Source organism: Mycobacterium sp. JS623, assembly GCF_000328565.1.
Taxonomy (GTDB): domain Bacteria; phylum Actinomycetota; class Actinomycetes; order Mycobacteriales; family Mycobacteriaceae; genus Mycobacterium.
The window spans coordinates 2,893,087-2,906,452 of sequence record NC_019966.1; the positions used below are offsets into that span (position 1 = coordinate 2,893,087).

A 13,366-nucleotide genomic window follows, 5' to 3' on the forward strand; every position below is an offset into this window, starting at 1 on the left:
GGTGTTCAGATGACGCGTGTCGGTGTTTCGCCGCTGGCCTGGCTCGACGAGGTCGAGCAGCAGCGCCGGGCGGCCGGACTGCGCCGCTACCTCCGCACCCGTCCGCCCGTCGGCGCAGAGCTCGACCTGGCCTCCAACGACTATCTGGGGCTCTCGCAGCACCCTGCGGTGATCGCTGGCGGCGTCGAGGCGCTACGCACGTGGGGTGCGGGCTCGACCGGATCGCGCCTGGTCACCGGGAACACCGAACTGCACGAAGGCTTCGAGACCGCGCTCGCCGAGTTCGTCGGCGCCGAGTCGGCGCTGGTCTTCTCATCGGGTTACACCGCCAACCTCGGCGCGGTGGTCGCGCTGTCCGGGGCGGGCTCGTTGCTGGTATCGGATGCGCTGACGCATGCGTCGCTGGTCGACGCCTGCCGGCTGTCGCGTGCCCGCGTCGTCGTGACACCGCACCGCGATGTTTCCGCCGTCGAGGAGGCGTTGTCCTCTCGCGATGAGGAGCGCGCCGTCGTGGTGACCGATTCGGTGTTCTCCGCCGATGGGGTGCTGGCGCCGTTGCGGTCCTTGCACGACGTGTGCCGGCGGTACGGCGCGCTGCTGATCGTCGACGAGGCGCACGGCCTCGGCGTGCGAGGCAGCGCCGGCCGCGGGCTGTTGCACGAGGTCGGCCTGGCCGGCGCGCCGGACGTGGTGATGACGACGACGTTGTCCAAGGCGTTGGGCAGCCAGGGTGGTGTGGTGCTCGGGCCCGCGGCGGTGCGTGCACATCTGATCGACGCCGCGCGATCGTTCATCTTTGACACCGGGCTGGCGCCAGCTGCGGTCGGTTCCGCGTGGGCCGCTTTGACGGTGTTGGCCGATGAGCCCTGGCGCGCGCCGGCCGTGCTGGATCATGCTGCGGCTCTAGCCCAAATGTGCGGGGTCGGCGAGCGGCCGGATTCGGCGGTGGTGTCGGTCATCATTGGCGAACCCGAGGTGGCCCTCGCAGCAGCGGTGGCATGCCTGGACCGCGGCGTGCGGGTCGGCTGCTTCCGCCCACCGACCGTCCCCGCCGGTACGTCTCGGCTGCGGCTGACGGCGCGGGCGTCGCTGTCCGACGACGAGATGGCTTTGGCGCGCGAGGTTCTCACAGAAGTGCTATCGCGGCGACCGTGAGCGTTCTGGTCGTCACGGGCACCGATACCGGCGTCGGCAAGACGGTGGCCACTGCGGCGCTCGCGTGTAGCGCGCGGTTGGCAGGCGTCGACGTCGCGGTGTGCAAGCCGGTGCAAACCGGCAGTCCTCGCGACGACGACCTCGCCGATGTGGCGCGGCTGTCCGGGGTCAGTGCGCTATACGGCACCTGGCGCTATCCCGAACCGCTGGCGCCGGCCGCGGCTGCAGCGCGCGCCGGCATGGCGCTGCCGACGGGTGACGAGCTGGTGGCTTCGGTCTCGGGGGTCGACGCCAAGCTGACCCTGGTGGAAGGCGCGGGTGGGCTGCTGGTCGAGCTGGGTATCGGCGGGGTGACGCTGCGCGACCTCGCGCGCGATCTGGCCGCGTCGGTAGTAGTGGTCGTTTCGCCGGGCCTTGGCACGCTGAACCACACTGCGCTGACACTGGAAGCGCTTGCAGCGCACGGCATTCCATGTGCGGGATTGGTGATTGGCGCCTGGCCGCGTGAACCGGGAATTGTTGAGGAAGGCAATCGCGACGCGCTGGCTCGACTGGCTCCGGTCCGGGCGGTGCTGCCCGCGGGTGCGGGAGCGATGAGCGCCGCGGAGTTCGAGGCCATGAGCGCGTCCGCGGTCGACGCTGACTGGCTCACCAGCCTCTGATGGTTCACTCGATCGAGCTGGTTTTCGATCCGGATACCGAGGCCGCGGTCCGGCACATCTGGGACGGGCTGCGCGAGGCCGGGATACCGAGTCAGGCGCCTGCGAGTCGGCCGCACGCGACTCTGACGGTCGCTGAACGCATCGATCCCGAGGTGGACGCTGCACTACAGCCGCTGGCGGCGCGGTTCCCGTTTGGGTGTCGCATCGGCGCGCCGTTGTTATTCGGCCGGTCCCAGTTCATCCTCACGCGGCTGGTGGTGCCGACCGCGGCGCTGCTCGACCTGCACGCCGAGGTGTACCGGCTGTGTGCGCCGCATCAGGCACCGGGGCCGATGGCGAACTCGCTGCCAGGTCAATGGACCTGTCACGTCACCATGGCGCGTCGGCTGCACGGCAGCCAGCTCGGGCGGGCGTTGCGCATTGCGGGTCGGCCGTCGGAGATTGCGGGCAAGGTGGTGGGCGTGCGGCGTTGGGATGGCGGCTCGAAGCGCGAGTATCCGATCAGTTAAGCTCTGCGGCAACCTTTTTCGGCACGCACATCCGCCAGGCGTCGAGCACCAGCTCGCGCACCTCGTCGAGGTCGATTGCGTCGAGCCGGACGTGAATCCAGTTGTATCGCATGTCGGATTGGCGCGGCAGCATGAACTTGTAGGGTTCGGCTTCCACCATGGCCGCCCGCTCTTCCTTTGCAAAGCCGACGCCCATTACCGTCTCGTCACGAGAGAACGCGACGAAAACAATCTGACCTACCCGGAACTTGATCTGGTCGCGAACGATGGCCTCGGACGCCCGTGGCAGTGATAAGGCGATGGGCCGTACTTCGTCGACTGTGATCACGTCGATGACGTTAGCGGCGCCGTCCGACACTCAGATGCTCAACGCGGGACCGAATTGCGATCATTCGCACCGTGGTGGTCGACCTCGCGCTATGGGCGTGGACGCGCGGCGGAAAGGTGGACATTGCCGGGGAGCCGGTATCAGTTGCGGCTCTTGAGGCCCTCGTCACCGAGGGCATGACGTGATGCGCTGTGGCCGGCGATCCCGTCGATGAGTAGGCGCAGCCCGAACGCAAACCGTGCGCTGGGATCCTCTGCCAGCACCGACTGCTCGTCCGGCAGTTCCGCCCCCGCGGCGTCCCACTGCAAACGAGATTGTTCGTCGACCGTGAAGCCGAGCACGTAGTACACGACCGTGCGGGCGGCCAGCTCGGCGTTGGCGCGTTCGACACCGGCATCCGCGGCGCCCCCGGTCAGATGTGTGAGCACCCGCGCCATCGCCTTCGACTGGCCTGCCGCGAAGCTCGCCGACACCAGCTCGGCACCGTCCGCGTGCGACAGCAGGGCATCGCGCAGCCGCCCGCAGATTTGTGCCACGCGGTCACGCCAGCCGCCCGGCACATCGTCGACCGACTCCAGAATCCTGTCCGCAACCGCGCCCAGTAGCTCCTGCTTGTTGCCGAAATGCCAGTACAGCGCGCCGGGGGAGACGTTGAGCTCGCGGGCCAGCCGCCGCATCGTCAGGTCGGCGATGCCGTAGGAGTCCAGCAGCGTCGTCGCTGCGTCGACCACGTCGCGTTTGTGGAGCTGCACACCGGTACCCTAACCTGAACACCGTTCAAGACGCGATGGAGGGCAACGGGTGAGCGACATTCTGGCGGAGGCTCGCGAGCAGGTACTGGAGCGCGGCGAGGGCCTGAACCAGGACCAGACGCTGCGGGTACTACAGCTGTCCGACGACAAGCTCGACGAGCTGCTGGAGTTGGCTCACGACGTCCGGATGAAGTGGTGCGGACCCGACGTCGAGGTCGAGGGCATCATCAGCCTGAAGACCGGCGGCTGCCCAGAGGACTGCCACTTCTGTTCGCAGTCAGGGCTTTTCGCGTCTCCGGTGCGCAGCGCATGGCTGGACATCCCGAGCCTTGTCGAGGCCGCCAAGCAGACCGCCAAGACCGGCGCGACCGAGTTCTGCATCGTCGCCGCCGTGCGCGGACCCGACGAGCGACTGCTGGCCCAGGTCGCCGCGGGCATCGAAGCGATCCGCAACGAGGTCGACATCCAGATCGCGTGCTCGCTGGGCATGCTGACCGCCGACCAGGTCGAGCGGCTTTCCGAGATGGGCGTGCACCGCTACAACCACAACCTCGAGACCGCGCAGTCGTTCTTCACCAACGTCGTCACCACCCACACCTGGGAAGAGCGCTGGGACACTCTGCAGATGGTCCGCGAGGCGGGCATGGAGGTCTGCTGCGGCGGCATCCTCGGGATGGGCGAAACCCTTGAGCAGCGTGCCGAATTCGCGGCGAACCTCGCCGAACTCGATCCGCATGAGGTGCCGCTGAACTTCCTCAACCCGCGACCCGGCACGCCGTTCGGCGACCTCGACGTGCTGCCCGCTACCGAGGCGCTGAAGGCCGTCGCCGCGTTCCGCCTTGCGCTGCCGCGCACGATGCTGCGCTTCGCCGGCGGCCGCGAGATCACGCTCGGCGACCTCGGCGCCAAGAAGGGCATCCTGGGCGGCATCAACGCCGTCATCGTCGGCAACTACCTGACCACGCTCGGCAGACCCGCCGAGGCGGATCTGGAACTGCTCGACGATCTGCAGATGCCTATCAAGGCGCTCAACGCCAGCCTCTAATGGCTGCCAAGTTCAACGTCTACACTGGCGAGTCCGCGGGCGGAGCAGTGCCGACCGCCGCGCAACTCGGCCTCGAGCCACCCCGGTTCTGCGCGGAGTGCGGCCGCCGCATGGTGGTGCAGGTGCGCCCCGACGGCTGGGTGGCGAAATGCTCGCGGCACGGCGAGCTGGACTCCAAGGATCTAGATGAACGCCGATGAGCGCTTGCGCGAGGAGACGATGACTGACGTTGAGCCACCCCGCTTTTCGCGCCGCAGGGCCGCGGCGACGACCGTCGCAGGCCTGGCCGTGGCCGGCGCTGCGGTGGGGGCGCTGTGGGCCTGGCTGGCGCCGCCGATCCATGGCGTCGTGGCGCTCACCAAGAGTGGTAACCGGGTCAAGGGCTATCTAGGCAACGAAGGCGACAACTTCTTCATCGGAGCCTTCCTGGTGGTCGGCATGGTGTCGGTACTGGCATTCATCACGGCGGTTTTGGTGTGGAAATGGCGGGCTCACCGGGGTCCGGTGATGGCAGCAGCGCTGACGATCGGATCGGCGGCAGCCGCGGGTGCGGCGGCGGGTATCGGCGCCGTCTTGGTGCATTGGCGTTACGGCGCAATCGACATCGCGGGCGCACCAGTGTCGCCCGAACATCGCGTGCACTACGTCATCGAGGCGCCCGCGGTGTTCTTCGGGCACGGTCCACTAGTGATCGCAACCACGATCCTGTTCCCTGCCGCCGTTGCGGCGTTCGTCTACGCGCTGATGGCGGTGTCGACGCAGCGTGATGACCTTGGCGCGTGGCCGCCGGTGGCAGAGCCGGTTCTCGGCCCGCAGGTCACAACGGAGAACGTTCTACCGTCCGCCCAGTGACGACCTTCGCGGCGATTTTGATCAGCCGCGCCATGCCGACGTAGGTCATCGGGTTCAGCAGCGTCGGCCATTTCGTCCGCACCAGGTGCTCGTCGAGCGGCTTGCCGTTGAAGCGATCGGTGAGCCAGCGCAACGTCATTGGTGCCGACATCGGGTGCAGCAGCATGTGCTCGCTGAACATGTCGCGGTGGTATGTCACCGAGGCACCGCCCGACTGGTAGGTGTGCGTCAGGTCATCGATGTCGTCCACCGAGACGATGCGGTCGTGCACCGCCTGCACGATCAGCACCGGCGGCGTCGGCACCGCAGTGCCGAGCTTGATGCTGTCGAAGACGTGTTGCACCTCCGGCGTCTGCAGGATCTGCTCGAGCGGCTGATCGACCATCTTGGCCATGTCCATGCCGATCAGGCGGAGCACCGCATGTGCGGTGGTCATCTTCTCGATCCGCAGCAGCATCGCCTTGCCTTCGTCGGTGGCGTGCTCCTGGATGACCCTGTCGAGCTCGGGATAGATGTGCGTCAGCGCGGCCACCACCATCGCAGGCAGGCCGGAGTAGATGCTTCCGTTCAGCCGGCGAAACGCGTGGCCGAGGTCCGCGACCGGCGAGCCGAGGACCGCGCCCACGATGTTGAGTTCCGGCGCATACGAACCGCTGACCTCGGCGGCCCAGGCGCTGGCCAGGCCACCGCCGGAATAGCCCCAGAGGCCCACAGGGGCTTCGGGGGACAGGTCGAGCCGTTCGAAGTTCAGCGCCGCGCGTACGCCGTCGAGCACGTGGTAACCGGGCTCATAGGGGGCGCCCCACATGCCGTAGCGGCCCTCATGGTCGGGGACCGACACGGCCCAGCCTTCGGCAAGCGCAGCCGCGACCAGGAAGAACTCGAACTGGGCCAGCGCGCCGAGAGCCTTGGCGCCCCGGCGCAGTGCGTACGAGGGGAAACAGCGGCCCGCTACCGCGTCGATCGCGCACTGGTAGGACACCAGCGGAATCGGTCCCTTGGCCGGGCGCTCGGCCGGCACGATCACAGTGGTGACCGTGGCCTGGGGCAGGTCGTTCAGGTCTGTGGTGCGGTACAGCAGCTGCGTGGCCGTGAACTGCTGCGGAACCAGCCCCATGAAGGCCAGCTCAACGTCGCGCGAACGCAGCACGGTCCCAGGGCGGGCATGCTCGAAGCCTGCCGGCGGCTGGTAAAAGGGATCTTTAGCAGGAATGACGGGCCGGGCCTTGCGCTCCACGTCCTCGTGAAGCGGCTGGCCGATCCATTCGGCGCCGGTGTACCGCGCCGCGCTGCCCAGGTCCATCCGGTCATTCTTACCTTAAGAAGGCATTAAGAAGCCAGCCGACTCACCCGGGCGGGCGCAGTGCCGCGAATTCGTCGGTCACCCGGTAGCACGAGTCGGTGAAGCGGTACAGCGCTGCGGGGCGGCCACCGCTGCGGCCAGAACGCGCAGTGGTGCCGGTGCGCGTGATGACGTTGCGGCGTTCCAGCACGCGCTGAAGGTTGGTGGCGTCGACCGGATGACCCAGCGCCTCGCCGTAGATGTCGCGAAGCGTTGAAACCGCGAATTCCTTTGGCGCCAAAGCGAATCCGATGTTCGTATAAGACAGCTTGGCAACCAGTCGAGTGCGGGCGTACTCCACCATCGGGCCGTGGTCGAACGCCATCGGCGGCAGATCGCTGACAGGATGCCACCGGGTGTCCGGTGGAAGCTCGGGGGTTGCGGGGGAGGGCACGAGCCCGAGGAACGTCGACGCGATGGTGCGGACTCCCGGAACCCGTTTGGGGTCTGAAAACACAGCGAGCTGCTCGAGGTGAGCAAGTTCACGGAGGTCCACCTTCTCCGCGAGCTGCCGGCGTACTGAGCTGGTCAGATCCTCGTCTACGCCAAGGCGGCCGCCAGGCAGCGACCACTTGCCGGCCTCGGGTTCGAGTGCACGTTGCCACAACAGCACGTGAAGTGCGGGTTTATGGGAGTCGACATCGCGAACCTGAAACACGACGGCAAGCACCTCGTGCGCAGTGTTACCATGGGACATGTTTTCGATTATAAGTCGAAAACCTCTACGGAGTAAGGAGGCGGCAGTGACGGTTATAGACCGTATGCCCGCTAACGATCTTGCGGACCGAATTGTTGCTGGTCCGACGGGATATTCCGGCCTCGATGGCGATGAGGACTGGGCCGCCGAGGTGCGCCGCCTTGCCGACCTGCGTGGCGCGACGCTGCTGGCCCACAATTACCAACTTCCTGCCATTCAGGACGTCGCCGACCACGTCGGTGACTCGCTGGCGCTGTCGCGGATCGCCGCCGACGTGGCCGAGGAAACCATCGTGTTCTGCGGTGTGCACTTCATGGCCGAGACGGCGAAGATTCTCAGCCCCGCCAAGACCGTGCTGATCCCTGATCAGCGTGCCGGCTGCTCGCTGGCCGACTCGATCACCGCCGACGAGTTGCGGGCATGGAAGGCCGAGCATCCCGGCGCCGTCGTCGTGTCCTACGTGAACACCACGGCCGCCGTGAAAGCCGAGACCGACATCTGTTGCACATCGTCTAACGCGGTCGAGGTCGTCGCGTCCATCCCCGAAGACCGCGAAGTGCTGTTCTGTCCCGACCAGTTCCTTGGCGCCCACGTCAGGCGGGTCACGGGCCGCAAGAACCTGCATGTGTGGGCCGGCGAGTGCCATGTGCATGCCGGCATCAACGGCGACGAACTCGCCGACCAGGCCCGCACTCACCCGGACGCCGAACTCTACGTGCACCCCGAATGTGGTTGTGCGACTTCGGCGCTGTATCTGGCGGGCGAAGGTGCGTTTCCCGAGGACCGGGTCAAGATTCTGTCAACCGGCGGCATGCTGGATGCGGCGCGCGAAACACACGCGCGCCAGGTGCTGGTCGCCACCGAGGTCGGCATGCTGCACCAATTGCGCCGCGCCGCACCGGAAGTCGACTTCCGTGCCGTCAACGACCGGGCGTCATGCAAGTACATGAAGATGATCACGCCTGCCGCGCTGCTGCGCTGCCTCGTCGAAGGCAAGGACGAAGTCGACGTCGATCCCGAGACCGCCCGACTGGCGCGCGCCAGCGTGCAGCGAATGATCGAGATCGGTACGCCCGGCGGCGGCGAATGACTCGCCCACCGACGGCCTGCGGCGGTCGAGGCTACTGGCAGCAGCGTGCCGATGTCGTCGTCATCGGCACCGGAGTGGCCGGCCTCGTCGCCGCGTTGGCCGCGCACCGCAGGGGGCAAAAAGTGTTGGTGCTGAGCAAGGCCAGTGACACTGCGACGTTCTATGCGCAAGGTGGCATCGCCGTCGTGCTGCCGGACACGGACGATTCCATCGAGCAGCACGTGGCAGACACGTTGGCGGCCGGTGCCGGCTTGTGCGACCCCGATGCGGTGCGCTCGATCGTGGCCGACGGCTACCCTGCTGTCGCCGCACTCGTCGACGACGGCGCACGTTTCGACGAGGCTGCGCCGGGGCAGTGGGCGCTCACCCGCGAGGGTGGACATTCACGGCGCCGGATCATCCACGCCGGCGGCGACGCGACGGGCGCGGAGGTGCAGCGCGCGCTTGATCACGCTGCGGCGCTGCTGGACATCCGGCGCAATCACGTTGCGTTGGAATTGCTGCAGGCCGATGGTGCGGTCACCGGAGTGCTTGTGCGCAATGACGACGGGCTTGGCATCGTGCACGCGCCGTCGGTGATCCTTGCTACCGGCGGCCTCGGACACCTCTACACCGCGACCACGAACCCTGAGGGCTCGACCGGCGATGGCATCGCATTGGCGATGTGGGCCGGGCTGGCGGTCAGCGACCTCGAATTCATCCAGTTCCACCCCACCATGCTGTTCGACGGCGACGTCGGCGGCCGACGCCCGCTGATCACCGAAGCCGTTCGCGGTGAAGGTGCGATACTGCTTGACCGGCAAGGGAATTCGGTAACCACGGGAGTTCATCCGATGGGTGACCTCGCGCCGCGGGATGTGGTGGCGGCAGCCATCGACGCTCGGATGGTCGAAACCGGCGACCCTTGTGTGTATCTCGACGCTCGCGGCATCAAGGGTTTCAAGCGGCGGTTCCCCACCGTGACGGCGGCCTGCCTGGCCGCCGGCATCGACCCGACGCGTCAGCCAATTCCGGTCGTGCCGGGCGCGCACTACAGCTGCGGCGGTGTCGTCACCGACGTGAATGGCCGCACCGAACTGGGCGGCCTATTCGCCGCCGGCGAGGTGGCCCGCACGGGCCTGCATGGCGCAAACCGGTTGGCATCCAACAGCCTTCTGGAGGGTTTGGTCGTCGGCCGTCGAGCGGGCATGGCGGCGGCCGAACATGCCGTGGCCGCCGGGCCGAGTCGCGCGATGTTGCCCGACCCATCCCCGCGGCGTGCCTTACCGCGGGCCGATCTGCAGCGTGCCATGTCCCGCTACGCCTCGGTGGTGCGCGACGGCGATGGCCTCGAACGGCTCGCGAAGGAGCTCGACACCGCGGCACCACGTGTTCTCAAGTCCCGCAGCGACTTCGAGGATGTCGCGTTGACTGCAACGGCGGGCGCCGTCGCAGCCGCAGCACTGGCCCGCACGGAATCGCGCGGCTGCCATCACCGGTCCGACTATCCGGCCACTGACCCGGCGTTGGCGCATAGTCTGGTTCCGGCGGTGGCCTGGTGATGGAGCTCAGTGCCGACGAGCTGACCGAGGCTCGCAGGGTGATCGCGCGCGGCCTCGAGGAAGACCTGCGCTACGGACCCGATGTCACCACGCTGTCGACAGTGCCTGTCGACGCGACGACCACCGCGTCAATGGTCACGCGTGAGCCCGGCGTGATCGCCGGCGTGGACATAGCGTTGTTGGTGCTCGACGAGGTGATCGGGCCCGACGGCTACCGGGTCAAGGAGCGCGTCGAAGACGGTGCCCGGTTGGACGCGGGTGGGGTCCTGCTCGTTGTTGAGGCGCCGACGCAGGGCCTGCTGACCGCCGAGCGCACGATGCTGAACCTGGTGTGTCACCTGTCAGGCATCGCGACGGCGACGGCTGCGTGGGTCGATGCCGTCGAAGGCAGCAAGGCGAAGATCCGCGACACCCGCAAGACACTGCCTGGCCTTCGCGCGCTGCAGAAATATGCGGTGCGCGTCGGCGGGGGAGTCAACCACCGGATGGGACTTGGCGACGCCGCGCTGATCAAGGACAACCATGTCGCCGCCGCGGGTTCCGTGGTGGCCGCTCTGCGCGCGGTCCGCGCCGCCGCACCGGAATTGGAGTGCGAGGTCGAGGTCGACTCTCTCGAGCAGCTCGACGAGGTACTCGCCGAGGATGTAGACCTTGTTCTGCTGGACAACTTTCCGGTGTGGCAGACGCAGATCGCCGCGCAGCGCCGCGACTCCCGTTCCCCCGCAACGAAACTCGAATCGTCCGGCGGGCTGTCGCTGGACAGCGCTGCAGCATATGCGGGGACGGGCGTCGACTACCTAGCCGTCGGAGCCCTGACCCACTCCGTACGTGTGTTGGATATCGGCCTAGACGTCTAGCCGTTGCCATCGGTGCCGCCGGTCGCGTGACCACTACCGCTCCGTGGGAATTCTTAAGTGCGTTGCCAAAGTCGACGGAATTGGTGTTTGTCCGGTTGGCAGAGCGGTACGCAGTCTTTTTCGAGCGTCCGAAAGACTTGGGACAGCGGTAATTCGAAGATGTCCGCAAACCGCGCAGCGAAGCCGTGGGCCGGCGCGTCCCGGGCAACAATCCGGCGCTCATGTGAAGGCAGCGCCGTTACTATCGGCCTCGTGCCGCAGCGATCAGATGATGAGTCCACCGTCGTGTATCAGGATGGCGGCGCCTCGCGCTCGTGGCGGATCCTGCTTGCCGTCACCCTTGCCGTAGCCCTCGCTGCAGCCGTGTTGTCCGGTTGGCTGCTGTTTCGAGTGATGCGAGAACACACGCCGAATTACTCCGACGCACAGCGCAGCGATGCGAAACAGAAGATCTGCGACGCGACCGCCGTGGTGCGTAAGGGCGTGTCGCTCAACACCAATCTGCAACCACCCGGTGGCCCGGAGGATGTCACCGGCAGCCTGGCGGTGGCGGCCAACGCCCGGATATCGCTGTACGACGGAGGCCAATATCTGCTCGTGCGCCTCGACCCTGCGACTCCGACGGATCTCGCCGACGCGGTAAAAGACTTTGCCAAGCTGTTGGTGGACATCGGCGCGAACGCAACCGCGGGAGCGCAGAACTCCCAGCCGGAACAGGCGGCTCGGCTAAAGGAAGCGGACGCGGCCAATACCAAGCTCACCGAACTGTGCAAATAACGAAATCAGCAAGCCAGACAGCCGTCGTTAAGGGCGCTTTTACTGGGCTGAAAAGGCACGTGATGCATCGGTGAACTGGCTAATTAGTTGGTTTCGCTGAGCTGAGCAGGGTGCGCGCGGCCGCCTTCGAGGCGTTGAGCGCCGACGCGTCGCCGGCGATCCGCGAGAGGATCAGCGCGCCTTCCAGGAGCGCGATCACCGCGAGCGCGGTCTGCTGCGCGTCGTCGGCGGGCCAGCCGTCGTTACGTAGTCGGTCGGCGACGGCCGAACACCAGCCGCCGAAGGCTCGCGCCGAGGCGTCCCGCACCTGCGCGCTGGCGTTCACCGACTCGGTGGCAATCGGCTCGATGGGGCAGCCGTCGCGCCGATCGGAGCTCAGCCCGGCGCTCATCAGGTCGATCCATGCGTCGATGATGTCGGCGACCGCCAAGTCGCTGGCGAGGAATGACCGCAGGCGTCGCTCGATGTCTCCACCGACGACGTCGACGACCGCCGCGGCGAGCTGCTGCTTACCTTCGGGGAAGTGGTGATAGAGCGAACCCGCCTTGACATCGGCGGACTCCAGGATCTGGTTCACCCCGGTCGCGGCGTAGCCCTGCCTGCGGAACAGCAGGGCAGCGCTTTCCAGTAGCGCGGCGCGGCTCCGATCCGGACGGGGCATGCCTTGACTTTACTTGAAAGATCGCTCAACAATACTTGAAAGGTCGCTAAAGAAGGGTCCGGCATGCAGCAGCTGATGTTCGAGGCGGCAGGCGAATACACCTGGCGGAACGCCCCTGACCCCCAGGTCACGGCACCAGAACAGGCGATCGTGCGGCCGGTGGCCGTCGCGTGTTGCGACCTTGACGTGGCGGTCGCCGAGGGGCGGTTGCCGACGCCGCCGGGGCACGCCGTCGGCCACGAGGGGGTTGCCGAGGTCGTGGCGGTGGGCGACGCCGTCCGCGACGTCACGATTGGCGATCGGGTGATCGTGCCGTTCCAGATCAGCTGTGGAACGTGCGTCGCGTGCCGTCGGGGTGCGACGGGCTCGTGCGCGTCGGTGCCGTTGATGGCGATGTATGGCATGGCGCCGTTGGCAGGTCTCGACGGCGGCGGGTTCATGGCCGACCTACTGCTGGTGCCGTATGCGGACGCGATGTTGTTGCGCCTTCCCGCCGGGGTCGATCCGGTCGCGATCGCGTCGTTGTCGGACAACATTCCCGACGGCTGGCGCGCGGTCGGCCCGTATCGCGCAGAACTGGCCGCCCTGGATCCCGCGGATCGCCGGGTGTTGGTCGCGGGCCGCCTTTCGATCGGGTTGTATGCCGCCGCTTTTGCATGTGCCTACGGAGCGCAGGTTGACTACGTGGACACGGACCCGCAGCGACTGGCGATGGCCGAGAAGCTGGGCGCCACAGTGCATGACGGGTTGAAGCCGGACAAGTCGTGGGATCCCTACCCGGTCACGGTGCACACCACGGCTGATTCGGCGGTGCTTGCGGCGACGATGCGCGCCACCTGGCCGGACGGGGTGTGCACCGACACCGGCATCTACTACCAAGGCGCGGTCGAGATGCCGCTGCTATCGATGTACACCCGCGGCTTGCGATTCGTCACCGGCCGGGTGAATGCGCGCGCTGTGATCCCGGAGATCATCGAATTGCTCACGACGCATTGCGATCTCGCGCCCGCCATCGACCGGGTGGTGGCGTGGGAGGACGCACCGCAGGCATGGCCGGCGATGACGGGCAAGACGGTGTTCACCCGAATGGATCGGTGA

Annotated in this window: 16 protein-coding genes; 11 read left to right on the top strand and 5 right to left on the bottom strand. The window is 67.2% G+C overall.

Features of this window, described 5'->3' with window-relative positions:
• The first annotated feature begins 9 nt into the window (after window positions 1-9).
• From MYCSM_RS14175 to MYCSM_RS14185, 3 genes are read left to right on the top strand one after another with little or no spacing between them, the layout of a single operon-like run.
• The gene (locus MYCSM_RS14175) at window positions 10-1,155 is read left to right on the top strand and encodes an 8-amino-7-oxononanoate synthase (protein ID WP_015306852.1); all 1,146 of its coding nucleotides are present in this window, start codon (window positions 10-12) and stop codon (window positions 1,153-1,155) included.
• Window positions 1,152-1,817, top strand: coding sequence for a dethiobiotin synthase (bioD, locus tag MYCSM_RS14180; RefSeq protein ID WP_015306853.1), 666 nt, complete (start codon window positions 1,152-1,154; stop codon window positions 1,815-1,817). Before MYCSM_RS14175 ends, bioD begins: the two co-directional genes overlap by 4 nt.
• On the top strand, window positions 1,817-2,326 hold the full coding sequence (locus MYCSM_RS14185; protein ID WP_015306854.1) for a 2'-5' RNA ligase family protein: 510 nt from the start codon (window positions 1,817-1,819) through the stop codon (window positions 2,324-2,326). The genes bioD and MYCSM_RS14185 overlap by 1 nt, the downstream gene beginning before the upstream one ends.
• Here MYCSM_RS14185 and MYCSM_RS14190 read toward each other — a convergent pair.
• Window positions 2,319-2,654, bottom strand: a complete 336-nt coding sequence (locus tag MYCSM_RS14190) for an MmcQ/YjbR family DNA-binding protein (RefSeq protein WP_041314028.1) — start codon at window positions 2,652-2,654, stop codon at window positions 2,319-2,321. The genes MYCSM_RS14185 and MYCSM_RS14190 overlap by 8 nt on opposite strands.
• A 140-nt stretch (window positions 2,655-2,794) precedes the next feature.
• The gene (locus tag MYCSM_RS14195; RefSeq protein ID WP_015306856.1) at window positions 2,795-3,406 is read right to left on the bottom strand and encodes a TetR family transcriptional regulator; all 612 of its coding nucleotides are present in this window, start codon (window positions 3,404-3,406) and stop codon (window positions 2,795-2,797) included.
• 49 nt (window positions 3,407-3,455) lie between these two features.
• Here MYCSM_RS14195 and bioB point away from each other — a divergent pair, with 49 nt between their 5' ends.
• The 3 genes from bioB to MYCSM_RS14210 are packed head-to-tail and all read left to right on the top strand — an operon-like array spanning window position 3,456 to window position 5,303.
• On the top strand, window positions 3,456-4,451 hold the full coding sequence (gene bioB, locus MYCSM_RS14200) for a biotin synthase BioB (protein ID WP_015306857.1): 996 nt from the start codon (window positions 3,456-3,458) through the stop codon (window positions 4,449-4,451).
• Window positions 4,451-4,651 carry a biotin synthase auxiliary protein BsaP gene (bsaP, locus tag MYCSM_RS14205; protein ID WP_015306858.1) on the top strand — a complete coding sequence of 67 codons (201 nt, stop codon included), beginning with the start codon at window positions 4,451-4,453 and terminating at the stop codon, window positions 4,649-4,651. Before bioB ends, bsaP begins: the two co-directional genes overlap by 1 nt.
• A complete protein-coding gene (locus MYCSM_RS14210) occupies window positions 4,638-5,303 on the top strand; it encodes a DUF2567 domain-containing protein (RefSeq protein ID WP_015306859.1) in 666 nt (221 codons plus the stop codon). Before bsaP ends, MYCSM_RS14210 begins: the two co-directional genes overlap by 14 nt.
• On the opposite strand, the gene MYCSM_RS14215 is transcribed toward MYCSM_RS14210, so the two are convergent.
• The gene (locus MYCSM_RS14215) at window positions 5,269-6,606 is read right to left on the bottom strand and encodes a lipase family protein (protein ID WP_015306860.1); all 1,338 of its coding nucleotides are present in this window, start codon (window positions 6,604-6,606) and stop codon (window positions 5,269-5,271) included. The two genes, MYCSM_RS14210 and MYCSM_RS14215, sit on opposite strands and share 35 nt — an antisense overlap.
• 43 nt (window positions 6,607-6,649) lie before the next feature.
• Window positions 6,650-7,342 (bottom strand): NUDIX hydrolase, encoded by a 693-nt coding sequence (locus MYCSM_RS14220; protein WP_015306861.1) that lies wholly within the window; start codon window positions 7,340-7,342, stop codon window positions 6,650-6,652.
• A gap of 64 nt (window positions 7,343-7,406) precedes the next feature.
• Between MYCSM_RS14220 and nadA the strand changes: the two genes are divergently transcribed.
• From nadA to MYCSM_RS14240, 4 genes are all read left to right on the top strand, one after another.
• A complete protein-coding gene (gene nadA / locus MYCSM_RS14225; RefSeq protein WP_041312067.1) occupies window positions 7,407-8,432 on the top strand; it encodes a quinolinate synthase NadA in 1,026 nt (341 codons plus the stop codon).
• Entirely contained in the window at window positions 8,429-9,973 is a 1,545-nt protein-coding gene (locus tag MYCSM_RS14230) for an L-aspartate oxidase (RefSeq protein WP_015306863.1), read from the top strand. The genes nadA and MYCSM_RS14230 overlap by 4 nt, the downstream gene beginning before the upstream one ends.
• Window positions 9,973-10,830, top strand: coding sequence for a carboxylating nicotinate-nucleotide diphosphorylase (gene nadC / locus MYCSM_RS14235; RefSeq protein ID WP_015306864.1), 858 nt, complete (start codon window positions 9,973-9,975; stop codon window positions 10,828-10,830). The genes MYCSM_RS14230 and nadC overlap by 1 nt, the downstream gene beginning before the upstream one ends.
• Window positions 10,831-11,115: 285 nt before the next feature.
• Window positions 11,116-11,607 carry a hypothetical protein gene (locus tag MYCSM_RS14240; protein WP_015306865.1) on the top strand — a complete coding sequence of 164 codons (492 nt, stop codon included), beginning with the start codon at window positions 11,116-11,118 and terminating at the stop codon, window positions 11,605-11,607.
• A 79-nt stretch (window positions 11,608-11,686) separates the two neighbouring features.
• On the opposite strand, the gene MYCSM_RS14245 is transcribed toward MYCSM_RS14240, so the two are convergent.
• Window positions 11,687-12,268 carry a TetR/AcrR family transcriptional regulator gene (locus tag MYCSM_RS14245; protein ID WP_015306866.1) on the bottom strand — a complete coding sequence of 194 codons (582 nt, stop codon included), beginning with the start codon at window positions 12,266-12,268 and terminating at the stop codon, window positions 11,687-11,689.
• 63 nt (window positions 12,269-12,331) lie between these two features.
• Here MYCSM_RS14245 and MYCSM_RS14250 point away from each other — a divergent pair, with 63 nt between their 5' ends.
• Window positions 12,332-13,366 carry a zinc-dependent alcohol dehydrogenase gene (locus MYCSM_RS14250; RefSeq protein WP_015306867.1) on the top strand — a complete coding sequence of 345 codons (1,035 nt, stop codon included), beginning with the start codon at window positions 12,332-12,334 and terminating at the stop codon, window positions 13,364-13,366.